Origin of the sequence: Euzebya pacifica, from assembly GCF_003344865.1 — a bacterium.
Taxonomy (GTDB): domain Bacteria; phylum Actinomycetota; class Nitriliruptoria; order Euzebyales; family Euzebyaceae; genus Euzebya; species Euzebya pacifica.
Genome location: NZ_CP031165.1, coordinates 4,703,269 through 4,725,937, shown reverse-complemented (window position 1 = coordinate 4,725,937; position 22,669 = coordinate 4,703,269). Strand labels below are relative to the sequence as shown.

21 protein-coding genes are annotated in these 22,669 nt (G+C 70.3%); 18 read left to right on the top strand and 3 right to left on the bottom strand.

Annotated features, from left to right (window positions below):
- Nucleotides 1–13: 13 nt before the first annotated feature.
- Nucleotides 14–1,462 carry a mannitol dehydrogenase family protein gene (locus tag DVS28_RS20290; protein ID WP_114593089.1) on the bottom strand — a complete coding sequence of 483 codons (1,449 nt, stop codon included), beginning with the start codon at nt 1,460–1,462 and terminating at the stop codon, nt 14–16.
- Between the two features lie 199 nt (nt 1,463–1,661).
- Here DVS28_RS20290 and DVS28_RS20285 point away from each other — a divergent pair, with 199 nt between their 5' ends.
- From DVS28_RS20285 to DVS28_RS20265, 5 genes are all read left to right on the top strand, one after another.
- On the top strand, nt 1,662–3,089 hold the full coding sequence (locus DVS28_RS20285; protein WP_114593088.1) for an ABC transporter substrate-binding protein: 1,428 nt from the start codon (nt 1,662–1,664) through the stop codon (nt 3,087–3,089).
- Between the two features lie 27 nt (nt 3,090–3,116).
- Complete coding sequence (locus DVS28_RS20280) at nt 3,117–4,073, top strand: carbohydrate ABC transporter permease (RefSeq protein ID WP_114593087.1); 957 nt, start codon at nt 3,117–3,119, stop codon at nt 4,071–4,073.
- Nucleotides 4,070–4,927, top strand: coding sequence for a carbohydrate ABC transporter permease (locus tag DVS28_RS20275; protein WP_114593086.1), 858 nt, complete (start codon nt 4,070–4,072; stop codon nt 4,925–4,927). The genes DVS28_RS20280 and DVS28_RS20275 overlap by 4 nt, the downstream gene beginning before the upstream one ends.
- 69 nt (nt 4,928–4,996) lie before the next feature.
- Nucleotides 4,997–6,094: an ABC transporter ATP-binding protein gene (locus DVS28_RS20270; RefSeq protein WP_114593085.1), complete on the top strand. Its 1,098-nt coding sequence runs from the start codon at nt 4,997–4,999 to the stop codon at nt 6,092–6,094.
- A complete protein-coding gene (locus DVS28_RS20265) occupies nt 6,091–6,906 on the top strand; it encodes an SDR family NAD(P)-dependent oxidoreductase (RefSeq protein WP_114593084.1) in 816 nt (271 codons plus the stop codon). Before DVS28_RS20270 ends, DVS28_RS20265 begins: the two co-directional genes overlap by 4 nt.
- Nucleotides 6,907–6,927: 21 nt before the next feature.
- Here the strand turns inward: DVS28_RS20265 and DVS28_RS20260 are convergent, their stop codons facing one another.
- Nucleotides 6,928–7,824, bottom strand: coding sequence for an ROK family protein (locus tag DVS28_RS20260; RefSeq protein WP_114594302.1), 897 nt, complete (start codon nt 7,822–7,824; stop codon nt 6,928–6,930).
- A 60-nt stretch (nt 7,825–7,884) separates the two neighbouring features.
- On the opposite strand from DVS28_RS20260, the gene DVS28_RS28620 reads away from it, so the two are divergent.
- The 3 genes from DVS28_RS28620 to DVS28_RS20245 all read left to right on the top strand — a co-directional run bounded on the left by DVS28_RS28620 (nt 7,885) and on the right by DVS28_RS20245 (nt 10,308).
- A complete protein-coding gene (locus tag DVS28_RS28620) occupies nt 7,885–8,703 on the top strand; it encodes a sulfite exporter TauE/SafE family protein (RefSeq protein ID WP_164710819.1) in 819 nt (272 codons plus the stop codon).
- Entirely contained in the window at nt 8,700–8,999 is a 300-nt protein-coding gene (locus DVS28_RS20250; protein ID WP_114593082.1) for a DUF1634 domain-containing protein, read from the top strand. The genes DVS28_RS28620 and DVS28_RS20250 overlap by 4 nt, the downstream gene beginning before the upstream one ends.
- A gap of 82 nt (nt 9,000–9,081) precedes the next feature.
- Entirely contained in the window at nt 9,082–10,308 is a 1,227-nt protein-coding gene (locus DVS28_RS20245) for a hypothetical protein (RefSeq protein WP_216826181.1), read from the top strand.
- A gap of 262 nt (nt 10,309–10,570) precedes the next feature.
- On the opposite strand, the gene DVS28_RS20240 is transcribed toward DVS28_RS20245, so the two are convergent.
- Complete coding sequence (locus DVS28_RS20240; protein WP_114593081.1) at nt 10,571–12,043, bottom strand: LVIVD repeat-containing protein; 1,473 nt, start codon at nt 12,041–12,043, stop codon at nt 10,571–10,573.
- Nucleotides 12,044–12,259: 216 nt separating this feature from the next.
- Between DVS28_RS20240 and DVS28_RS20235 the strand changes: the two genes are divergently transcribed.
- The 10 genes from DVS28_RS20235 (at nt 12,260) to folE (ending at nt 22,667) form a co-directional block, all read left to right on the top strand.
- The gene (locus DVS28_RS20235) at nt 12,260–13,225 is read left to right on the top strand and encodes an ATP-binding cassette domain-containing protein (RefSeq protein WP_114594300.1); all 966 of its coding nucleotides are present in this window, start codon (nt 12,260–12,262) and stop codon (nt 13,223–13,225) included.
- Nucleotides 13,222–14,010, top strand: a complete 789-nt coding sequence (locus tag DVS28_RS20230; RefSeq protein WP_114593080.1) for an ABC transporter permease — start codon at nt 13,222–13,224, stop codon at nt 14,008–14,010. The genes DVS28_RS20235 and DVS28_RS20230 overlap by 4 nt, the downstream gene beginning before the upstream one ends.
- Nucleotides 14,007–14,879, top strand: a complete 873-nt coding sequence (locus DVS28_RS20225) for an ABC transporter permease (protein WP_114593079.1) — start codon at nt 14,007–14,009, stop codon at nt 14,877–14,879. The genes DVS28_RS20230 and DVS28_RS20225 overlap by 4 nt, the downstream gene beginning before the upstream one ends.
- A 372-nt stretch (nt 14,880–15,251) precedes the next feature.
- The gene (locus tag DVS28_RS20220; protein WP_164710818.1) at nt 15,252–16,391 is read left to right on the top strand and encodes a hypothetical protein; all 1,140 of its coding nucleotides are present in this window, start codon (nt 15,252–15,254) and stop codon (nt 16,389–16,391) included.
- A gap of 109 nt (nt 16,392–16,500) precedes the next feature.
- Nucleotides 16,501–16,812: a hypothetical protein gene (locus tag DVS28_RS20215; RefSeq protein ID WP_114593077.1), complete on the top strand. Its 312-nt coding sequence runs from the start codon at nt 16,501–16,503 to the stop codon at nt 16,810–16,812.
- Nucleotides 16,813–16,898: 86 nt separating this feature from the next.
- Nucleotides 16,899–17,894, top strand: a complete 996-nt coding sequence (locus DVS28_RS20210) for a zinc-dependent metalloprotease (RefSeq protein WP_245973563.1) — start codon at nt 16,899–16,901, stop codon at nt 17,892–17,894.
- Nucleotides 17,867–19,231: a tRNA lysidine(34) synthetase TilS gene (gene tilS, locus DVS28_RS20205; RefSeq protein WP_114593075.1), complete on the top strand. Its 1,365-nt coding sequence runs from the start codon at nt 17,867–17,869 to the stop codon at nt 19,229–19,231. Before DVS28_RS20210 ends, tilS begins: the two co-directional genes overlap by 28 nt.
- Nucleotides 19,228–19,785 carry a hypoxanthine phosphoribosyltransferase gene (gene hpt / locus DVS28_RS20200; protein WP_114593074.1) on the top strand — a complete coding sequence of 186 codons (558 nt, stop codon included), beginning with the start codon at nt 19,228–19,230 and terminating at the stop codon, nt 19,783–19,785. The genes tilS and hpt overlap by 4 nt, the downstream gene beginning before the upstream one ends.
- A gap of 141 nt (nt 19,786–19,926) precedes the next feature.
- Nucleotides 19,927–21,930 (top strand): ATP-dependent zinc metalloprotease FtsH, encoded by a 2,004-nt coding sequence (ftsH, locus tag DVS28_RS20195; protein WP_114593073.1) that lies wholly within the window; start codon nt 19,927–19,929, stop codon nt 21,928–21,930.
- A 116-nt stretch (nt 21,931–22,046) separates the two neighbouring features.
- Nucleotides 22,047–22,667: a GTP cyclohydrolase I FolE gene (folE, locus tag DVS28_RS20190; protein WP_114594299.1), complete on the top strand. Its 621-nt coding sequence runs from the start codon at nt 22,047–22,049 to the stop codon at nt 22,665–22,667.
- Nucleotides 22,668–22,669 lie beyond the last annotated feature (2 nt).

Below are 22,669 nucleotides of genomic sequence, written 5' to 3'. Positions count from 1 at the left end.
GATGGTGGCGTGGTCAGCGGCCGAGTGTCCTGTCGAGGGTGGTGCGGACACCGAGGGTGGCCAAGTGTGTCAGCGCTGCCGAGAACGCCTCTTGGATCCGCGGGTCGCCAGCGAGCTCCTCGCTGAAGACGCGACGGTACCCCAGGAACGCCAGCGGGTCCTCGCGGGCGGCATCCGCGAACGCCATGGCCTCCGCGAGGTGCGGGTCGGCGGACGGGGTGATGGCGTTGCCCTCGTCGTCGTGGCCCTGCAGGTAGCGACACCAGCCCGCCAGCGCCAGCATCGACAGCGCGACGGGGCCTCCTGCCGCCAGCTGGTTGGTGATCGTGGGCACCAGGAACTTGGGGAACTTCGACGAGCCGTCGATGCAGAGCCGGTCGACCTGGTCACCGATCGCCGGGTTGGCGAACCGCGTGATCAACGACGCCTTGTAGTCCTCGAGGTCGATCCCCGGGGCCGACGGGACGACCGGCCCGGCCTCCTGGTCCAGGAACGCCCTGAGGAAGCCGGCGAACCGGTCCTCCGCCATCACCTCGTCGACCAGGCGGTGACCGGCCACCCGTGCGAGGTAGGCCAGGCACGAGTGGCCGGCGTTGAGCAGCCGGAGCTTGAACAGCTCGTACGGCTCGACGTCCTCGGTGACGATGACGTCGAGGTCCTCCAGCGGCAGGCGCGGTCCGGAGAAGTGGTCCTCCACCACCCACTGCCGGAAGGGTTCGGTGGTGACCGGCCAGGCGTCGTCGAGTCCCATCTCGCGTGACAACCACGCGCGGTCCTCGTCGGTGGTCGCCGGGGTGATCCGGTCGACCATGCTGTTGGGGAACGCGATCGCCCCCTCGATCCACTCGGCCAGCTCGGGATCGGTCGCCCGGGCGAGTCCGAGGGTCGCGGTGCGGGTCACGTCGCCGTTGCCGATCACGTTGTCACAGCTGACGACGGTGACGGGCGGTGCGCCCTCGTCCCGACGACGAGCCAGCCCAGCCACCAGCGCCGCGAACGCCGAACCCGGTGCGGCGTTGCGGGACGTCGGGTCGAAGTCGCCGGTCGTGTCGTCGACCGGATACCCACCCTCGGTCACGGTCAACGACACGAGGGCGGTGTCGGGATGGGCGATCCTGGCGATCAACGGTTCGGGGTCGGGATGGGCGTGCACGTAGTCGACGATGCTGCCGATCACCCGAGCATCGACGCCCGACCGGTCGCGGACCAGCAGGGTGTACAGCCCGTCCTGGTCCGCCATGACCTCGGCCATGGTCGCGTCGTGGGACAGCACCCCGGCCCCGACGATCGCCCACTCGGTGTGCCCCGCCCGGCACAGCTCGTCGACGTAGGTCGCCAGGTGCGCTCGGTGGAAGCCGCCCACGCCCAGGTGGACGATCGAGCGACGCAGCCGCGCCCGGTCGTAGTCGGGTCGGCCGAGCCGATCGTCGGCCTCCGACAGGGTGTCCGGTCGCAGCTTCATGTCAAGGCTCCCACGTCAGTTTCTTCGTTGCGTACGGAACATCAACTGTCGCACGCGGTCAAGTGTTGAGGAAAACAAACTTTGCGGTGTTGTTTTTCCTTGCGTTCCAACATTGAGGGGCGTACACCTATCAACGTCGGAGGTGCGAGGGCGCAGCGCCGACGAGTGGCCGTACCACCCCTGACTGGGAGTTCCCGTGATGAGTCGAAACGTCCTGCTGTTGAACCGGACATGGCGAGTGATCGCGCTGTTCGCCGTGCTCGTGCTGCTGGCTGCCGCGTGCAGCGGCACCGACGACGCCGATTCGGGTGGCGACGACACCGCCGCCGACGACACCGCTGACGACAGCGGCGACGGCGGCGGTGACGCCGACGGCGGATCGCTCAACGTCGCCATCGTCGGCAACCCCCAGATGGAGGACATCGCCTCCCTGACCCCGGAGTTCTTCACCGCCGACACCGGCATCGAGGTCAACTACACGATCCTCGAGGAGCAGACCCTGCGCGAGATCGTGACCCGTGAGACCGGCGCCGGCGGCGAGTCCTTCGACGTCATCATGATCGGCCTCTACGAGACCCCGCAGTTCGCGGAGAACGGCTGGCTCCTCAGCCTGGAGGACTACGCCCAGGGTGACGCCGACTACATGGTCGACGACCTCATCGGCGCCGTGCGCACCGGCCTGTCCTACGAGGACGAGCTGTACGCGGCGCCCTTCTACGCCGAGTCCTCGTTCCTGATGTACCGCGAGGACCTCGTCGAGGCGGCCGGCATGGAGATGCCCGCAGCCCCGACGTGGCAGGAGGTCGCAGAGATCGCCGCGGCGCTGGACAGCGAGGACACCGCCGGCATCTGCCTTCGTGGCAAGCCCGGCTGGGGAGACCTCGGTGCGGCGTTCACGACGGTCCTCAACACCTTCGGTGGTACCTGGTGGGCCGCCAACGACGACGGCTCGATCGGTGAGGCGCAGGTCGACACCCCCGAGTTCCGCGAGGCGCTGCAGTTCTACGTCGACCTCGTCACCAGCGTGGGTGAGGACGACGCCGCCAACAGCAGCTTCAACGAGTGCCTGACCCAGTACCAGAACGGCCAGGTCGCCATGTGGTACGACGCCACCGTTGCGGCCGGCTTGCTGGAGGCCGACGACAGCGCCGTGCAGGGGCAGAACAACTTCGCCCAGGCACCGGTCGTGGAGACCGACAACGCGGGCTGGCTGTGGGCCTGGTCGCTGGCCATCCCGCAGAACGCCGCCAACCCCGACCTCGCATGGGAGTACATCTCCTGGGCCACCGGGCCGGAGTACCTGCGGACCGCCGGTGAGAACCTGCCGGGTGGCTGGGCTGCGGTCCCGCCGGGAACCCGTGTGTCCCTCTACGAGACCGAGGAGTACCAGGAGGCCGCAGGCGCCTTCGCCGAGCAGACCCTGACCGCCATCGAGAGCGCCCCGATCGACATGCCGGGCACCACGCCCCGTCCGGGCCTGCCGGCCGTCCAGTTCGTCGGTGTCCCGGAGTTCCAGGATGTCGGTACCCGTTGCACCGAGCAGTTCTCGGCGGTGATCGCCGGAAGTGTCGACTTCGACGATGCCATCGAGGCCTGCCAGGAGATCGCGGCGTCGGCGTCCAGCTGATCAGGCTGACCCGACCTCGCTGACGCCATGTCCGCCACCATCTCGCCGACTCCCTCCCGCGACACGCCGGAGGGGGCCATCAACCACGCAGAAGAGGTTCGCCGGCTGAACCGGCGAGATGGCTGGCTGCGGCGTCTGCCGCTGCTGCCGGCGCTCCTCTTCACGATCGTCGTCACCCAGGTCCCGTTCGTGCTGTCCCTCTGGTACAGCCTCACCGACTGGACCATCACCCCCCCGACGGACCAGGAGTTCATCGGGGTCGGCAACTACACCGACCTGGCCAGCGACCGCTTCTTCCTCGAGGCCGCGCAGACCAGCATCTTCATGACCGTCGCGGCGGTGCTGCTCTCGGTCGTGCTCGGCACGGCGATCGCCATGCTGCTGGACCGCAAGTTCTTCGGGCAGGGGTTCGTCAGGACCCTGCTGATCACCCCCTTCCTGATCATGCCGGTCGTGGCCGGCCTGGTCTGGAAGACCCAGATGTTCAGCTCGCTGTACGGCGTGCTGAACTGGGTCCTCGAGACGCTCGGGTTCGAGAGCATCGAGTTCGTGTCGCGGGCACCCACGTGGTCGGTCGTGATCGTGCTCATCTGGCAGTGGACCCCGTTCATGATGCTGATCGCGCTGGCAGGGCTGCAGAGCCAGCCCGGTGAGGTCCTGGAGGCCGCACGGGTCGACGGCGCGAACGGTCGGGGCATCTTCTTCCAGATCACGTTGCCGCACCTTCGCTCCTACATCGAGCTGAGCGTGCTGCTGGGGTCGATCTACCTGATCCAGGTCTTCGACCACATCGAGGTCATCACCGGTGGTGGACCGGGATCGACCAACGTTCCCTACTTCGTCTACCAACGGTCGATCGGCGGCGGCTGGCGATTCGGCTCGGCTTCGGCCTACGCCACGATCGTGGTCATCGTCACCATCATCATCGCCAACCTGGGACTTCGCGTCCTGCGTGGCCTGCTCGAGGACGAGGAGACAGCATGAGCGGCGACAGCACCAGCGTCATCGTCGGTGAGAAGAAGTGGCACAACGTGGTCCTCGGCATCGTCGCCTGGATCGTCGGCATCCTCTTCTTCTTCCCCGTGGCGTGGATGTTCATGAACGGCTTCAAGACCGAGGCGGTCGCCAACGCCGACCCCACGCTGTTCTTCGAACCCACCACCGAGCAGTACTCCACCGTCACTCAGCAGACCACCGGACTGCTCGGATTTGCCGAGGCCTTCGCCAACTCGGCCTGGATCGTGGGCCTGTCCACCATCTTCGTCATGATCCTGGCGATTCCCGCGGCCTACGCGCTGGCGGTCAGGCCGGTGAAGAAGTGGCGCGACGTGCTCTTCTTCTTCATCTCCACCAAGTTCCTGCCCATCGTGGCGGCGATCCTGCCGCTGTGGATCATCGCCCGGGAGCTCGGGATCCTGAACAGCCGTACGGTGCTGGTGATCCTGTACACGGCGATGAACCTGCCGCTTGCGGTCTGGATGCTCCGGTCGTTCTTCCGAGAGGTGCCCAAGTCGCTGATCGAGGCGGCCGACGTCGACGGGGCCAGCCTGTGGGCCCAGCTGACCTCAGTGGTCCTGCCGATCGTCGCACCGGGTGTCGCGGCGACCGCGCTCCTGTGCCTGATCTTCGCCTGGAACGAGTTCTTCCTGGCGGTGCAGCTCAACACCGTCGACGGGCAGACCGTCCCCATCTGGGTGACATCGTTCGTCTCCACCCGAGGCAACTTCATCGCCAAGCTGTCCGCCGCCTCGACCCTGGCCTCGGTGCCGGTCGTCATCGCGGGGTGGATCGCGCAGAAGCGGATGATCCGCGGACTCGCGATGGGGGCGATCAAGTGATGGCCCCCACACCCGAATCCCACACCCACACCTGCCCACCGGCAACCACACTCGACAGGGGAGAAGGCAATGGCTGACGTTCGTTACGAGGCTGCGTCTCGCATCTATCCGGGGGTGGAGAGGCCCGCCGTCGACAAGCTGTCGATCCACATCGAGGAGGGGGAGTTCCTGGTCCTCGTCGGGCCATCGGGTTCCGGCAAGTCCACGGCCCTGCGCATGCTGGCCGGCCTGGAACCGTGTGACGCCGGCAGCATCCACATCGGTGGCCGCGACGTCACCCTGACGCCCCCGCGTGACCGGGACATCGCGATGGTCTTCCAGAACTACGCGCTGTACCCCCAGATGACGGTGGCCGCCAACATGGGCTTCGCGCTCAAGCAGGCGAAGGTCCCGCCCGAGGAGCGGCGCAAGCGGGTCGAGGAGGCCGCGAGGATCCTGGACCTCGAGGAGTACCTGGACCGCAAGCCGAAGAACCTCTCCGGTGGTCAGCGCCAGCGCGTGGCGATGGGGCGGGCGATCGTCCGTGAGCCCCAGGTCTTCCTGATGGACGAGCCGCTGTCGAACCTCGACGCCAAGCTGCGGGTGCAGACCCGCCTGGAGCTGGCCGACCTGCAGGCGCGGCTCGGCACCACCACCGTCTACGTCACCCACGACCAGGTCGAGGCCATGACCCTCGGCCACCGGGTTGCGGTGCTGAACTTCGGTGTGCTGCAGCAGTGCGACACCCCCAAGCACCTGTACGACACGCCGGCCAACACCTTCGTGGCGGGTTTCATCGGGTCTCCGGCCATGAACCTCAACGAGTGCGTCGTGGAGGATGGTGGCCTCGACCTCGGCGGACTGGCCGTACCCGTCCCCGAGGCCGTCCGACTGCAGCTGACCCGCGGTGAGACCGTGACCGTCGGCGTCCGGCCGGAACACCTCGTCCTGTCCGACCAGGGCCTGGCCGGCGAGGTGCGGGTGGTCGAGGAGCTCGGCAGCGAGGCCTTCGTCCGTGTCCACGCCACCCACCGGGGTGAGGACCTGCGCCTGTTCGTGCGAACGGAGGGCGGGACGAACGTGCATCGGGGTGACACCGTGCACGTGGCCTTCGACGGTCCGGTGCACCTGTTCGGCCCCGACGGCCAGCGAATGGGGACGACCGTGGCTGCGCCCGTCGGCGGGTGACGGTCAGCCACGACTTCGGTGGCCGGGTTGCCCTGGTCACCGGGGCCGGCGGCGACATCGGTCGGGCCGTGGCGGTCCGGCTGGCCGGCGCCGGGGCAACCGTGGTGCTGGCCGACCTGGCAAGCCGGGCCGACGCCGTGGAGGACACAGCCCGTCGATGTCGCGACGAGCGGACCTCGGCTCGGGTCCACACCGTCGCCTTCGACGTGACCTCGGCCAGCGCGGTGGACGCTGCGCTGGCCGAGGTCCCAACCGACGTGGGGCCACCCGACCTGCTGTTCAACAACGCCGGGTACCAGGGACGGTTCCTGCCGGTCGGGGAGTATCCACCCGACGACGCCGCCCGCGTCCTGGCCGTCAACGTCGTGGGGGTCCTCAACGTCCTGCAGGCGTTCGTCCGCTCGTTGCGCGCGGATGGTCGAGGTGGCGCCGTGGTCAACACCGCGTCGATGGCCGGCGTCGGCGGGGCGGCCAACATGCCGGCCTACGCCGCGTCCAAGGCCGCGGTGATCGGGCTGACCAGGGCCGCGGCGCTGGACCTCGCCCCCCACGGCATCCGCGTCAACGCGGTGTCGCCGGCGTTCATCGGACCGGGGGAGATGTGGGACCGCCAGGTGGCCGAGCAGGCAGCGGCGCCCAGCCAGTACTACGCCGACGACCCGGCGACGGTCGAGCAGCAGATGATCGGCCAGGTGCCCCTCCGCCGGGTGGGGTCGGTCGAGGAGGTCGCCGGCGTCGTGGCCTGGTTGCTGTCGGCCGACGCCTCCTACGTGACGGGCGAGAACATCCTCGTCACGGGCGGGATCGGCTAGCCCGACCCGGCTTGACGGTCGTCACTGGCGGGTGCGCTGGGCGAGGGCGATGGCGCCGAGGACGCCGGCGCGGTCGCCGAGGCCCGGGGCGACGAGGTAGCGGTCCATGCCGTCGGTGAGGGCCGGTACGTCGACGTAGCCGTTCAGCACCTCTGCGGCAGCCGCGCGGGTCCGGGCGAGCAGGCCCGGCTGGCCCATGACCCCACCGCCGAAGACGATCCGGTGGGGTGAGAGGACCAGCACCAACGTCCCGACGAGCTGGCCGAGGTAGCTGGCCTGGATGGTCACGGCGCGTTCCAGCGTCTCGGGGTCCATCTGCTCCGACGTGACGCCCCAGCGGTCCAGCCACGCCGGGCCGCAGGCCAGCCCCTCCAGGCAGTCGCCGTGTGAGGGACAGCGGCCGGCGAACGGGTCGTCGGGGTGGCGGCGCACGAGGATGTGGCCGGCCTCAGGATGCAGCAGGCCGTGCAGGGGCGACCCCTCGACGATCGCGCCGACGCCGACCCCGGTGCCGATCGTGACGTAGGCGAGCGACGGCACGTCGGCGCCGGCGCCCCAGCGCACCTCGCCGAGCGCCGCACCGTTGACGTCGGTGTCCACCGCGATGGGTCCGTCGAAGACCTCCCGCAGCGGACCGAGCAGGTCCGCACCCGCCCAGCCGGGCTTCGGGGTGGTGGTGAGGTGGCCGTACGTGGGGCTCTCGGGGTCCAGGTCCAGAGGTCCGAACGATGCCAGCCCGATCCCGGCGACGTCACCGTCGGCCAGGCACCATCGGACCCAGTCGACGATCGCTCCCAGCGTCTCCTCCGGGGTGGTCGTGGGAATCCGGGTGGGCGCCGACAGGTCGTCGGGCCCGGAGCCGTGGGCGCACACGACCTTGGTGCCGCCCGCTTCGATGCCGATCCAACGCTCCGCCATGAGTCGGGATGCTACCGACCGACGTGCGTCGAGGGGCGGCTGCGTGCAAGGCTCGTCGACGTGCTCGCCCTCCTCGCCCTCGTCGCATCGTTGTGCTCGAGCGGTATCGGCACGCTGGCGGGCATCGGCGGCGCGGTCCTGCTCGTGCCGCTGCTGGTCTTCCTCGGCCTGCCGGCATCGGAGGCGGCGCCGCTCGGCCTGGTCTCGGTGGCCGCCGGGTCCGTCGCCGCAGGCGCCCCGCAGCTGCGCGAGCGAATCGTCAACCACCGGCTGGGGGTGACCACCGAGGTGGTCGCCACGACGGGGGCGGCGATGGGAGCCCTGGCTGCCGGGATGGTCGACGACCGCCTGCTGGCCCGTGCCCTCGCGGTCGCCGCGCTGGCCGCCGCGGTGGCCGTCGTGTGGTCACGCACCGAACGGGAGCGGGTGCTGGCCGAGGGCGGACACCATGCCATCGGGGAGTGGCCCGGGCGGATCGCGGGCGCGACGGACGTGGACTCCGACGTCGTGACCTACCGTGCCCGACGCCTGCCGGTCGGCCTGGCGCTGATGTGGGTGGCGGGGGTCACCGCTGGCACCGCCGGGGTGAGCGGGGGGTTCCTCAAGACCCCCGTCACCGCCACCCTGATGGACATCCCTCCCCGTGTCGCGGCCGCGACCACCACCTTCACCGTCGGGGTCACCGCGTCCGCCGGGCTGGTCGTGATGACGCTGCAGGGACGAGTGGATGCCAAGGCGTCGGCCGCCGTCGTCGCCGGCAGCCTGCTCGGCGGGCGGCTGGGCGCGGCGGTGCAGGGGTCGGTACCCCGGACGTTGCTGCAGCGCGGCCTGGCTGCGGTGCTCGTCGTCGTTGCGGTGCTGCTGTGGGTCTCGGCGTGAGGAACCGGGAGCGACCGTTCGACCAGCAGGTCCGGGCCAACGGGGCCATGGCCGCTGCCGTCCAGTGGGCCGGGATCGCCGCCCTCGTGATGGGCGTCCTCGGGGCGGTCCTGCCCGGGACGGCCGGTACGGTCGCCGGCTGGGGTGCCGTGGGGATCGTCGTCGCCACCCCGCTCGGCCGCGTCGCCTGGCTGGCGATCCGCTGGGTCGACCGGCGGGACTGGCTGTTCGCGGGCCTCGCCGCGATGCTGCTGGCCGTCGTTGTCGTGGCCGGGACCCTGGCGTTGCGCCAGTAGCCCGTCCCCCGGTCGCCGTGGTCGTGGCCGAGTCGTGGCTCCGACGAACGCACGACCCCGAACCGTCCTACGATCGCCACCCATGAGCCCCTCCATGTCGGCGGACGACGACCCAAGGCTGGCGCGCCAGAACCTCCTGCGGGAGTGGTCGCGCCATGCGGAGGGGGGACGGCCCAGCGGTGTGCGCAGCGACGTGCTCGAGTCGTGGGAGCGGTCCTCGGACCTGCTGCCCAGGTCGCGCCACGAAGCACCGCTGGACGACGAGGACCGCACACGTGAGCAGTGGGTCGCCTCGCCGCTGCGGCCGGCGGTGCGAACGCTGGAGTCCGAGCTCACGTCGGTCGCGCGGGACGGATCGTTCATCGTCGCCGTCACCGGACCCGACGGGAAGATCCTGTGGACGCACGGGTCGAGATGGATGCGCACCCGTGCCGAGGCCGTGCACTTCGTCCCGGGCGGGCGGTGGGACGAGGCGTCGATGGGCACCAACGCGCTTGCCATGGCGCTGGACGCCAACCGGCCGGCAGCGGTGTTCTCCGCGGAGCACTTCACCGAGGTCGTCCACGAGTGGGTGTGCTACTCCGCCCCCATCGTCGACGCGACCACAGGCGCCCCGCTGGGCGTGCTGGACCTGTCGACGACGTGGGACCGGGCCCACCCGCTGGCCCTGTCGACCGCGTCGGCGTTGGCCCGGAACCTCGGGCTGCTGGTGCCCCACGACCGCCGGGTGGACGACACCGCCGAGCACGTCGGCGTCGAGCTGCGCACCCTCGGCACGGCCCGTGCGTTGCTGGACGGCCGGTTGCTCAAGCTTCCGCCGCGCCAGATGGAGATCCTCACCGTCCTCAGCTTGTTCCCCGAGGGGCTGAACCTCGATGCGTTGCACACCCACCTCTACGAGGACTTCACGGTGTCGGCGTCGACGTGCAAGGCCGAGGTGTCGCACCTCCGCCGGGCGTTGGGTGGGGTCATCGCCTCTCGCCCCTACCGGCTGGAGGGGACGGTCCGCGCCGACCACCTCGACGTCATGGGGCGGCTGACCGACCGAGACCTCGCCGGGGCGGTCGAGGCCTACGGCGGACCCATGCTGCCCTCCAGCGAGGCCCCGGCGATCGTCGAGCACCGCTTCTACGTCGAACGGGCCCTCCGGGACGCCGTCCTGCAGGCCGGCGACCCCGACCTGCTGTTCGCCCTGGGCTCAACGATGCCGCTGGACGACGCGGTGCACGAGCAGGCGATGGTGCGGCTGGCCGAGGACGATCCGCGGCGGGCCATCGCCCGGGCCCGGCTGGACACCGCGCGTCGCTGAACGGTCGGCAACAGGCGTCCCAACCCTTTGCCAACCTGGCCCGGGTCAGGATGCCGGCCAACGAGCCGCGGGTCCGACAAGCAGTCGTCGGTGCAGCGGCACCAAGATCTGCGGCGGGTCGAGCGTGCTCCCGTTCGTCCCCGCCGCACCAACCTCACCTCCGCACCTGCCCGGCCTCGGGGACCTCCCGCCTTTCCCCGAGGCCCGCAGGTGCCTCAGTGTGTGGAGCCCGCAGGTGCCCTTCTGCACACGGCCCGCAGGGTCAGGCGACGACGATCGCGCAGAGGTAGCCGAACACCTCGTCGGCCTCGAACCGCGCCACCTGTCGGGCGGCGGCTGCCGCGGACAGCGCCGGAGCGGTGAGGGTCGGCATGGCACCGGGGTCGGTCGAAGCGCTGTCGTCGGGGGTCTCGTCCAGGCGGAGGATGTCCACCCCGCGGCCGTTGTCGGCGACGTAGAGGTAACCGTCGTGCCAGTACCCGGCCCAGGCGCTTGCGTCGTCGGGGCGGAAGTAGCCGACCTGTCGGATGTCGCCCGGGTCGCTGACGTCGAGCAGCCGCAGGCCCTGGCCGTAGAAGGCGTAGGCCAGCAGCCCGTCACCGCGGTCCTCGAAGTAGTGCGCCGACGCGCAGCCCGTTGCGCCCTCGGCGGCCTCCGGGGTCCACGTGTCCAGCACGTCCATGCGGAACCCGGCCGGGTCGGCGAACCCGCTGCCGTCCAGCGACGAGCGGATGTCGTAGGTGGCGAAGCGGCCCGAGGAGGCGCAGCTCGACGACAGGTTCTCCTCCGTCGCCATCAGCACCGCCCCGGCCGACCCGGGCTCACCGGGGATCGCCAGGTCGACGTTGCGATAGCTGTTGTGCATGAAGCGGCTGGGCGTGGCGTCGGCCGGGGTCGAGCCACCGCCGTAGGGGACCGGGTCGCACGGGGTGGCGGTGCGGACAACGCCGGTCAGCGGGTCGGTGTGGTCGCCAGCGGTCCAGTAGCCGTTGACGCCGGCCTCGTGGGACACCCACGCCACACCGTCGCCGTCGACCTGCACGTCGTGGGCGTACCCGGTCGAGCCGTCGTCCATCAGCCCGGTGTTGATCGGCTCGGGGCAGGTGACGGGGTTCAGCGGGTCGGTGACGTCGGTGGCGTAGATCGGCCGCCCGTACGGCCCGAAGGCGGTGTTGCCGTAGGGGCCGCCGGTCCACAGGTAGTCACACGAGTCGACGTCGTCGGGGTCGGCGGAGACGCAGGTGGAGGTGTGACCCGCCGGCAGGGTGACGAAGCCGATCTGGGCCATCAGCGCCGGGTTGGACACGTCGATGATGTGGACCGCCCCGAACAGTCGCGCCTGTGCCGGTGCGACGGGGGTGGTGAACCCGCGAGGGTCACGGCTGATGAACAGCAGCTCGCGTTCGGCGTCGAGGTCCATGTCCTCGTTCTCCCAGATGTACATGGGCAGCACGCCCAGCAGCTGGGGCGCGGCCGGGTCGGCCACGTCGTAGCTGTAGATCCCGGTCACCGTCGAGACGAACATGGTGTCGTCGATGAAGTTGACCGCGATGGCGCTGGATGCCTCGGGGGCGTTGGCCACGAACTCCAGGTTGTCGGAGATCGCACCGGGGGGCGGGTCGGCCGCCAGCAGCGCGTCGGGGTCGAGCTCCAGCGCCACCGCGCCGGAGGTACCGAGGACCAGCAGCAGCGCAACAGCGCCGGCCAGCAGACGTGAGGACATCGCGAGGGTCATGGCCCACCGATTCGACGTCGAGGCACCCAACACCTCCCCCGCTTGTCGTCCCAGTCGCAGGGGGATCGACTGGTCCGACACGCCTCCGATGCGTGTCGCCTCACTCGCAGGGGGGTCGACTGGTCCGACACGCCCCTGATGCGTGTCGCAAGCGGGACGTTGCGCGGCTAGCGTTGGCGGGCTGTGAACGCCAAGGGGCAGGCCGCCGCACCGGCCATGGGGCAGGGTTCCACCGACGTGGGTGGCACCGAGACGACGATGGTCCGGGCCACGGGCCTGACCAAGCGCTTCGACGACTACGTTGCCGTCGACGGGATCGACTTCGAGATCCGCGGTGGGCAGGCGTTCGGGTTCCTCGGCCCCAACGGCGCCGGCAAGACCTCGACGATGCGGATGATCGCCGCGATGAGCCCCGTGACCTCCGGCTCGTTGGAGGTCCTCGGTATGGACCCGACGACCGAGGGGTCCAGTGTTCGGGCCCGGCTGGGGATCGTCCCGCAGGAGGACAACCTCGACAACGACCTGTCGGTGTCGGACAACCTGCTGTTCTACGGCCGCTTCTTCGGCCTCGACACGCGCACGCTGTCGGCCCGCATCGAGGAGCTGCTGCGGTTCGTCGAGCTGTGGGACCGCCGTGACGCTCGCGTCCAGACCCTCTCCGGGGGCATGAAGCGCCGGGTGGTCATCGCCCGCGCCCTGATCAACGAACCCGAGATCGTCCTGCTCGACGAACCCACGACCGGCCTCGACCCCCAGGCCCGGCAGCTTGTGTGGGACCGCCTCTACCGCCTCAAGCAGCGGGGCGTCTCGCTGGTCCTCACGACCCACTACATGGACGAGGCCGAGCAGCTGTGCGACGAGCTGGTCGTGATGGACCGCGGCCGCATCGTCGCGCAGGGCCCTCCCCGACAGCTGATCGAGGACTACGTCACCTCCGACGTGATCGAGCTGCGCTTCCGTGACGGGGTGCCCGCAGACACCGACGTCCTGCAGGCGAAGCTGTCGACCATGGCGCGGGACGTGGAGGTGCTGGCCGACCGCGTGCTGCTGTACACCGACGATCCGACGGGGACCGCCGGGGCCATCGACGCCAGCGACCTGAAGCTGGCCGGCACCCTGACCCGCCGCAGCACCCTCGAGGACGTGTTCCTGCACCTCGCTGGCCGGAGCCTCAACGAATGAGCGCCATGACCGTCGCCGGCTCGTTGCGGTTCGCCCGGTACCAGCTCGAGCTGTGGCGGCGCACCTGGTACGGCAGCGCCTTCTCCACCTTCATCGCCCCGATCCTGTACCTGGCCGGCATCGGCCTGGGCATCGGGCAGCTGGTGGAGGGAGGAGGTGCCGCGGCCGAGCTCGGGGGCGTCAGCTACGCCGCCTTCGCCGGCACGGGTGTCCTCGCCGCCTCCAGCATGCAGACCGGGGCGGGGGAGCTGTCGTGGCCGGTGATGGGCGCGATCAGCTTCACCCGCACCTGGGTGGCGTCGACATCGACCCCGCTGACCCCTGCCGACATCGTCGGCGGGAAGATGCTGGTGCTGGCCGTCAGGCTGACGATCTCCGGCGTCGTCTTCGCGGTGTCCCTGCTCGCGCTCGACCTGGTCGACCCCCTCGGTGCGCTGGGGGTCATCGCCCCGGCGGTCCTCGTCGGCCTCGCTTGCGGCGCGCCCATGTTCGCCTTCGCCGCCTGGGCACAGGAGGGCACGAAGATCGGTTATGTCTTCCGCTTCGTGGTCGTGCCGCTGTTCGTGCTCTCCGGCACCTTCTTCCCCATCAGCGAGCTGCCGTCGGCCGTGCAGCCCTTCGCGGCCGTGTCCCCGCTGTGGCACGGCATCGAGCTCGTCAGGGCCGGTGGGCTGGGCCTGGCGACGGCGTACCCACCGCTGGTCCACGTCGCCGTGCTGCTGGCCTGCACGCTCGCCGGCGTCCTCCTCACCGTTCGCACGCTGACCCAGCGGCTGCACCCATGAGCACCGACGCCCCACCCACGCCGCCGGCTCCGGCCCGTCCAGCCGAGCCGATGGTCCCGCGAAGCCTCGACCTGCTGTTCCTGGTCGCCCGGCTGGCCCCGTACCGCCTGCTCGGGTCACCGAAGGGGCAGCACGTCTTCGAACGCAACGTCCTGCTGTGGCGCAACCAGTGGCCGGCGTTGCTGTCGGGCCTCTTCGAGCCGCTGCTGTACCTGCTGGTCCTCGGCGTGGGGGTCGGCAGCCTCGTGGACGGCACCGCGGACCTCGGCGGTGCGGCCTACGGTGAGTTCGTCGCGGCCGGGCTGCTGGGTGCCGCTGCGATGAACGCCACCGTGTACGAGACCTACAACGTCTACTTCAAGCTGCGGCACGACGGCATCTACGACGCCATGGGCGCCACCCCCGCCGCGCCGCGCGACATCGCCGCCGGTGAGATCGTGTGGGCAGTCAGCCGCGTGGCCCTCTACGCCGTCGGGTTCATGGTCGTCGCGGCGGCCCTCGGTGTCCTTGCCAGCCCCCTGGCCCTCCTCGCGGTCCCGGTGGCGCTCCTGATCGGGTTCACGTTCGGCGCGTTGACGCTGTGGGCGACCACCTACATGCGCAGCTGGAACGACTTCGACCTTCTGCAGATCGCCATCGTCCCGCTCTTCCTGTTCTCCGCGACCTTCTATCCGATCAGCGTCCTGCCGTCCTGGGCGCAGGTGATCACCCAGATCTCGCCGCTTTACCACGGGGTGGCGGCGCTGCGACAGGTCATGCTGGGGCAGGTCGACGTGTCGATCGTGGCGCACCTGGGGGTCCTGGTGGTGCTCGGCCTGATCGGGTTCCGCCTCGGTGCTCGACGGTTCGTCGTGCTTCTGCGAACCTGAACAACGCGAACCCGAACGTCGCGAACCGAACACGGTGTTCGGACACAGGTTGGTCCGGGCCCCGCCGGACCCGAACCACCTGTATGACACTCCCTCGATGTGTCAAGAGGACGAGCCACCCGCCCCCTGTCGCGGCTCGACTCAAACGAGTGTCACCGGCGAACAACTTCGCGTCGATGGCTCGAAATGACCAAATGAACCGTGCGCATTACGGCTCCACCTCGGACGTTCTGATGCGTACGCACCCGAAAACACGGACGAAACGTCTGCAGGTACTGGGTGGACCGAACGAGAACATGGCTACAAGCCCCCGCTGCAGACCGAACGTCACCCCACGACGACTGAACCACCACCAAGGAGAGGAGGACACCGATGGACCGACAAGCGCAGGAACCCCCACGAGGCCCGGTGCCCTCCCGTGCGGCGGCGCGCCGACTCCGGGACGGGCTGCGTCGGGAGGTCGACGAGTACCGCGAGACGCTGGCCGAGGACCTGGTCGACGCCCACCTGTGGGCAGAGCAGGGTGATCACGACCGAGCCATCGCGACGCTGGAGTCCCATCTCGCCTCCCTCGAGCAGCTGCAGACGCAGGTGCAACGCGTCGTTGCCGGAGCCATGGTCGAGCGGGACGCCGAGGACGTGGTCGACCGGGCCGTGCGTCCGCTCCCGCAGGACGTGCCCCCGCCCCCGCCTCCCATCCCCGGGGCGATCGACGTCCGGGAGGACCCCCGCGGGGACGACCGCGAAATGGAGCCGGCGGTTGGAGGAACAGCCGTCGGCGGGTCGCTCCGACGCGGGATCGTCGCCGCGGTGGCCGTCGCTGCGATCGCGTTCGTCGGCCTCGGGCCGCTGCAGAGCCCACAGCCCGACCCGTTGCTTGCGGCGGTGCAGGCCTCGGAGTTCGCGCTCGCTGCCGCGGAGGCAGCCGAGTCCGGGCAGGCCAGCGACGTACGCGTGCTGACGGCACGGTCGGCCTCGCTGCACGACGCGATCGACAGCCTCCCGATCGACGTCCGGAACGAACCAGAGGTCCGCAGCTGGCTGCGCATGGTCATCACCGACCAGCACGCCGCGCTGACGGTGCTCGTCGGGACGGTGCCGACGGTCGACGTCCTCCTGGCCGACCTCGGTCGGCTCGCGGCAGACCTCGACATTCCCCTGCCGGTCCGCCCGGAGGCACCCATCTCGCCCGACATGCCGGATCTCGACGACGTCGATCCGTCAACCGACGGTGGGCAGGCCGCAGAGCCGGCGCCGCGTCCAGGCCACGGCCCCACGACCGACCAGCCGGCGACCACCGGATCGGGGCAGGACCGCCCCGAACCGGCCCCGACAACGGCCTCCACGTCCCCACCGGCAGCTGCCGACCCGGAACCGACCCCGAGCGAGCCAGCAGGGGAGGACTTCTTGCTCCCGCCCGTCGACCTGGACGGTGGCGACGAGGACCAGGGCGACGGCTTCGAGACCGACTTCGGCGACGCCGACGGGCTCGGGTCGATGTCGGCTGGGTGAGGTCCGCCGACTTCTGGCGCGAGCACCCGACCGAGTACAATCCCGGCCCGAGCGCAGCCGTCCACGGTGTGCGCGAACACGATCGACAATGACGAGGTCACTCGCTCCGATGGTTACTCGAACCCTTTCCGCCCTGCTGCTCGCCCTGATGGTGGTCGGTCTCGTGGCCGGTCCGGTCATGGCGACCGAGGGCGAGGAGAGCCACTTCACCGAGTACTCCGAGATCCGTGAGAACGCCTCGGACGTCTCCGCAGAGTTCCTGACCCCCGACGCCGAGGACGCCGAGCGTCCCGGGTTCTTCGACTGGATGATCTACCCGCTGGCCGCCGCCGGCGTGCTGGTCGCCGGGTTCGTGATCATGCAGTACCTGGTCTTCCAGCCGCGCTTCGCCCGTGAGGCGGAGGCGCGATCCAAGCGCTGACTCCCACCGAGGAGGAGGGTTCGGCGACGCTGGCCGACTGGGCCCTCGCCGAACGCGTCGGCCGTCGGGTCGCCGGGCTGTCGCCGGTGCCGGCAACCGGCGAGGACGTGCAGCGCCTGCGCGGACAGGTCGCCGACGCGGTTGCGCTGGCCGACCGTGCCAGCCGCGACGTGACCGAGCTGGGGGACACGCTCGGTCCGGCAGATGCCCGGGTTGTGGGCCGGGGCGAGTGGATCCGGTCCAACCTGCAGTCGATGCGGTACCTGACCGACCCGTTCGCCGACGCGTTGTTGTCGCGGTCCTCGCTGCCGCACTCGGTGTCGGCCAAGGCCGTGGCGATGCAGATCGGCGCGATCTTCGGGTTCCTGTCCACACGCGTCCTCGGCCAGTACGAGGTCTTCCTGCCCGAGGGGCGGACTCCCGGACAGCTCACCCTGGTGGGGCCGAACCTGCTGCAGGCCGAACGCGACCTGGCCGAGGAAACCGACATCGACGGGACCGACCTGGTCCTCGGGGTCGTCCTCCACGAGCTCGGCCACCGCCTGCAGTTCGAGGGCGTCGACTGGCTGCGCGGCCACCTGCACACGATCATCACCACCTACCTGGCCGAGACCCAGATCGACCCCGACCGCCTCAAGGGCGGGCTGAAGCAGCTCCGCAGGCGGATCGGTGAGGGCGGGCTCGACGTCCGTGACGTGCTCGAGGCGTTCCTGAGCCCCGAGCAGGCCGTGCAGATGGCCCATGCGCAGGCGCTCATGTCGGTGCTGGAGGGCCACGGCAACATCGTCATGGACTGGGGGGTGGAGGTCCTCGCCGAGGACGGGGTCGACCCCTCGCGTGTTCGGACGGCGCTGAACCGCAGGCGAGCGTCGCAGTCCGGCCCGGGTCGGCTGGTCGGCCGCGCGCTGGGCATGGCCATGAAGGCCGAGCAGTACGCCGTCGGCGAGCAGTTCATCGCCGAGGTCGCCGAGCGGCACGGTCGCGACACCTTCCACCGCGTGTGGGAGCGGCCCGAGCACATCCCCAGCCCGGATGAGCTGGAGGATCCCGACGCGTGGGTGACACGGATCACCGCGGCCTGATCGCCGCGGTCGCCGACGTCCTGGACACCCACGTCCGGGCGGATGCGACCGTCGTGCTGGGGGTCTCGGGTGGACCGGACTCCGTGGCGCTCTTGCACCTCGTGGCCGCCGCGAGGCCAGACCTGCGCCTGGTCGTCGGCCATGTCCGCCACGGCCTGCGCGACGACGCGCTCGATGTCGAGGCCACGGCGGCCAACGCGGGACTCCTCGGCGCCAGCGTGGTGGTCCTGCCGGTCACCGTGGGGGAGGGTGCCGGCCCCGAGGACGCCGCCAGGCGTGCACGGCACGCCGCACTCCTCGACCTCGCACGCGACCGACGGGCGGTCGCCCTGCTGCTGGGCCACACCGCTGACGACCAGGCCGAGACCCTGCTGCTGCGGATCGCTCGGGGGACCGGTCTCGACGGCCTGGCCGCCATGCGTCCGGCAGCGGAGCGCGACGGGGTGCTGGTCGTCCGACCGATGCTCGGGCTGCGACGGGCCGATGTCCACGCCGTGTCCGCCCCACACGCCACCGTCACCGACCCGACCAACACCGGTGATCCCGACCAGCGGCGTGGCCGGGTCCGACGCGAGGCGCTGCCGGCCCTGTCCCGCCTGCGACCCGATGACGGCGACCCGGTCCCGGCGCTGGCCAGGTTGGCCGAGCTCGTCGCCGACGACGTCGCCCTCCTGGATGCCACCGCCGTGCCACCGGGCAGCGTCCGGCGCGTCGGGGCTGCGGTGGTCGTGGACACGCCGGCCGACACGGCCGTGGCGGTCCTCCGCAGGCGCATCCGCGCGGGATGGGCGCTGCTGCCGGGCCCGCACCGATCGGCTCCGGACGCCGAGACGGTGTCCCGGATCCTCGGGCTGCCGGTCGGGCAGCGAATCGACGTGCAGGGCGGCGTCAGGGCCACCATGGCGGGCGACACCGTGGTCCTGCTCGACCCCACGGTCCCGTCATGGGCGCCGCGTCCCCTGCCGGTCGGGACCGGGGTCACGCTGCCGGAGCTCGGCCTCGCCTACCTCCTGACCACCGCCGTGGCGGGTCCCACTGCGACACGGCCCGCCGCGGGTGCACCGCCCTGGACCGCCGAGGTGGCCATGCCGACCAGCGGTCCCGACGGTGTTGTGGTCCGCCCCCGCCTGGCGTCGGGCGACCGGGCCATCCGCAAGGACCTGCAGCGCGTTCCAGCGGCACTGCGGGATCAGGTACCGATCGTCGCTGCGGCCGACGGCACGGTGCTGCTCGTCGGCGACCGGACGATCGCCCCAGCCGTGGCCGGACAGCCATGTCTGTGTATCGGTGTCGCCGCCGACGGGAGCGGACCGACCGGTTATCGTGGCGGCCCATGACTTCCCACGCGGCGTCCGATCATCCCGACATCGAGAAGGTCCTCATCAGCGAGGAGGAGATCCGCGACCGCCTGTCGGTGCTCGGCAAGCAGATCTCCCAGGCCTACGAGGGCGAACAGGTCGTGGTCACCGCGGTCCTCAAGGGCGCCTTCATCGTCCTCGCCGACTTCGCGCGGTCCCTGGAGGTCGACACGATCTTCGACTTCATGGCCGTGTCCTCCTACGGCGCCTCGACCAAGAGCAGCGGCGTCGTGCGGATCCTCAAGGACCTCGACGTCGAGATCGAGGGCCGTCACGTCCTGATCGTGGAGGACATCGTCGACTCGGGCCTGACCCTGTCCTACCTGCTGAAGAACCTCCGGGCGCGCGGTCCCAAGTCGGTCGAGGTCATGGCCCTCCTGGTCAAGCCGGACGCGGCGAAGGTCGACATCGGCGTGAAGTGGACCGGGTTCGAGGTCCCCAACGAGTTCGTCGTCGGCTACGGGCTCGACTACGACGAGCGGTACCGGAACCTGCCCTACATCGGCACGCTCAAGCCCGAGGTCTACAGCTGACCTCCAGCCCGACGAGGGGCAAAGACGGGGTAAAGCCCGCATGACGTCAGGGGCCGCCGGTCGAGGGCCGCTGGTAGCATCCGACCGCAGGCGCAGGCGCCAGCCGGTCCCTGCGAGGCGTACACAGGACTGAGTGAGTCGATGAACGTACAGCGCTTCCTGCGAGGGCCACTGCTGTGGATCACCCTCCTGCTGATCGTGGCCCTGGCCATGGTCTCCACGCTGGGGAGCTCCTCCGCGCCCGAGGAGCTGACCTACGGCGAGTTCATCCAGGCGCTCCAGGACGGCGAGCTGTCCTCGGTCACGATCCTCTCGGGATCCAACGGCCTCAAGGGTGAGTTCGTCGAGCCCCAGGGCGAGTCGGAGGCCACCGAGTACGTCGCGACGTTCAACCCGATCGTCAACGACGAGCAGCTCGACGCCGAGCTGCAGGCGGCCGGCATCGAGCCCGAACAGCTCGACGTCGACGCGCAGGACCAGAACCTGTTCGTCAGCCTGCTGATCAACCTCATCCCGTTCGCGCTGATCTTCCTGCTGTTCTTCTTCCTGATGTCGCAGATGCAGGGCGGCGGCGGCCGGGTCATGAGCTTCGGCAAGGCCAAGGCCAAGCAGATCTCCAAGGACCAGCCCAAGGTCACGTTCGAGGACGTCGCCGGTGCGCAGGAAGCCGTTGAGGAGCTGCGGGAGATCAAGGACTTCCTGGCCAACCCCACCAAGTTCCAGGCCATCGGCGCGAAGATCCCCAAGGGCGTGCTGCTGTTCGGTCCTCCCGGTACCGGCAAGACCCTGCTCGCCCGCGCGGTGGCCGGTGAGGCCGGGGTGCCGTTCTTCTCCATCTCCGGTTCTGACTTCGTGGAGATGTTCGTCGGTGTGGGCGCCTCGCGCGTCCGTGACCTGTTCGAGCAGGCCAAGTCCAACGCCCCCGCGATCATCTTCGTCGACGAGATCGACGCGGTCGGTCGCCACCGCGGCGCCGGCATGGGCGGCGGGCACGACGAGCGCGAGCAGACCCTCAACCAGCTGCTGGTGGAGATGGACGGCTTCGACGTCAAGACCGGCGTCATCCTGATCGCCGCCACCAACCGTCCCGACATCCTCGACCCGGCCCTGCTGCGCCCCGGCCGCTTCGACCGCCAGATCGTCGTCGACCGGCCCGACATCGTCGGTCGCGAGGCCATCCTGAAGGTCCACGCCCGCGGCAAGCCGCTGGCCCCCGACGCCGACCTGACCGTGCTGGCCAAGCAGACCCCCGGGCTGACCGGTGCGGACCTGCAGAACCTGATCAACGAGGCGGCGCTGCTGAGCGCCCGTCGTGGGGTGGCCGAGATCACCATGGCCTCCCTCGAGGACGCCATCGACCGCGTCCTCATCGGACCGGAGCGTCGTACCCGGCTGATGCACGAGGACGAGAAGCGGCTGACCGCCTACCACGAGGGCGGCCACGCCATCGTCGGCCACGCGCTGCCCCACGCCGACCCGGTGCACAAGGTCACGATCATCCCGCGCGGCCAGGCGCTGGGTGTCACCATCTCGCTGCCCGAGCGCGACAAGTACGGCCACTCCCGCCAGGAGCTGATCGACCGCATGGCGATGGCGCTGGGCGGCCGCGTCGCCGAGCAGCTGACCGTCGGCGACTACACCACCGGCGCCGGCAACGACATCGCCAAGGCCACCGAGATCGCCCGCAAGATGGTCACCGAATGGGGCATGAGCGAGAAGCTCGGTCCGATCCAGTTCGGCCATGCCGCGGGCGAGCCCTTCCTGGGGCGCGAGACCAACCACCCCAACTACAGCGCGCAGGTCGCGGCCATCATCGACGAGGAGATCCGTACGCTCATCGACGAGGCCTTCGACGAAGCCGTCCAGATCCTGGTGGAGAACCGCCAGGTCCTGGAGGAGATGGCCGACGAGCTGATGGAGCACGAGACCCTGGGCAAGGAGGAGCTGGCCGCGGTCCTGGACCGGGTCACCAAGCGCCCGTCGCGCTCCAACCGCCCGCTGATGAACGGCGAGCCGACGGGACTCAGCCCGGACCAGGTGGTCGCGGCGCTGCGTCGCGGTGACCCCGTCGCGCTCAACCCGTCGGAGCAGCCCGAGGGTGCCGCACACCTGGTCAACCCGCGCTCCGCGATCGACGACGCGTGAGCACCGAACCCACGGTCGATCCGGACGGGATCGGTGGCCGGTCGCGCGCCGAGGTGCCTGCCGAGGCCATCGAGGTCCGCACCGACGACGTCAGCGGGCAGGCCTCCGACGACCGCGTGCGGGTGCTCACCACCGCCGAACCGCAGCGGCGCTTCGACCACGACAAGATCCGCGCGGGTGTGCGGATGTTGTTCGAGGGCATCGGGCTGGACCCCGACAGCCCGACCATCCGTGACACCCCCGACCGGGTCGCCCGGATGTACGACGAGGTCTTCGCCGGCCTGCTGATCGACCCCGAGGACGTGGTGTCGACCACGTTCGACGAGGGCCACGACGAGATCGTCATCGTCCGCGACATCCCCTTCGCCTCGATCTGCGAGCACCACCTCGTGCCGTTCGTCGGTCGGGCCCACGTCGGTTACCTGCCCGGACACGACGGGCTGATCACCGGGCTGTCCAAGCTGGCCCGCCTGGTCGACGTCGTCGCCAAGCGGCCCAACCTGCAGGAGCGGATCACCGCCGAGGTCGCCGACACCCTCGAACGGGTCCTGAAGCCCCGCGGCGTGATCGTGCAGATCGAGGCCGAGCACTTCTGCATGACCATGCGTGGCGTGCGCAAGCCCGGTGCCATGACCGTCACCTCGGCGGTTCGTGGGACCATCCGTGAGGACGCCCGCACCCGCGCGGAGGTCATGTCGCTGATCGGCGGCCCCCGCGTGTCCTCCTACGGCCCGTAGCG

Bases quoted from the DNA above. Each gene is read 5' to 3' on its own strand.
- DVS28_RS20290 (WP_114593089.1), bottom strand. From the start codon at position 1,462: ATGAAGCTGCGACCGGACACCCTGTCGGAGGCCGACGATCGGCTCGGC.
- DVS28_RS20285 (WP_114593088.1), top strand. From the start codon at position 1,662: ATGAGTCGAAACGTCCTGCTGTTGAACCGGACATGGCGAGTGATCGCG.
- DVS28_RS20280 (WP_114593087.1), top strand. From the start codon at position 3,117: ATGTCCGCCACCATCTCGCCGACTCCCTCCCGCGACACGCCGGAGGGG.
- DVS28_RS20275 (WP_114593086.1), top strand. From the start codon at position 4,070: ATGAGCGGCGACAGCACCAGCGTCATCGTCGGTGAGAAGAAGTGGCAC.
- DVS28_RS20270 (WP_114593085.1), top strand. From the start codon at position 4,997: ATGGCTGACGTTCGTTACGAGGCTGCGTCTCGCATCTATCCGGGGGTG.
- DVS28_RS20260 (WP_114594302.1), bottom strand. From the start codon at position 7,824: ATGGCGGAGCGTTGGATCGGCATCGAAGCGGGCGGCACCAAGGTCGTG.
- DVS28_RS20245 (WP_216826181.1), top strand. From the start codon at position 9,082: ATGAGCCCCTCCATGTCGGCGGACGACGACCCAAGGCTGGCGCGCCAG.
- DVS28_RS20240 (WP_114593081.1), bottom strand. From the start codon at position 12,043: ATGACCCTCGCGATGTCCTCACGTCTGCTGGCCGGCGCTGTTGCGCTG.
- DVS28_RS20235 (WP_114594300.1), top strand. From the start codon at position 12,260: ATGGGGCAGGGTTCCACCGACGTGGGTGGCACCGAGACGACGATGGTC.
- DVS28_RS20230 (WP_114593080.1), top strand. From the start codon at position 13,222: ATGAGCGCCATGACCGTCGCCGGCTCGTTGCGGTTCGCCCGGTACCAG.
- DVS28_RS20225 (WP_114593079.1), top strand. From the start codon at position 14,007: ATGAGCACCGACGCCCCACCCACGCCGCCGGCTCCGGCCCGTCCAGCC.
- DVS28_RS20220 (WP_164710818.1), top strand. From the start codon at position 15,252: ATGGACCGACAAGCGCAGGAACCCCCACGAGGCCCGGTGCCCTCCCGT.
- DVS28_RS20215 (WP_114593077.1), top strand. From the start codon at position 16,501: ATGGTTACTCGAACCCTTTCCGCCCTGCTGCTCGCCCTGATGGTGGTC.
- hpt (WP_114593074.1), top strand. From the start codon at position 19,228: ATGACTTCCCACGCGGCGTCCGATCATCCCGACATCGAGAAGGTCCTC.
- ftsH (WP_114593073.1), top strand. From the start codon at position 19,927: ATGAACGTACAGCGCTTCCTGCGAGGGCCACTGCTGTGGATCACCCTC.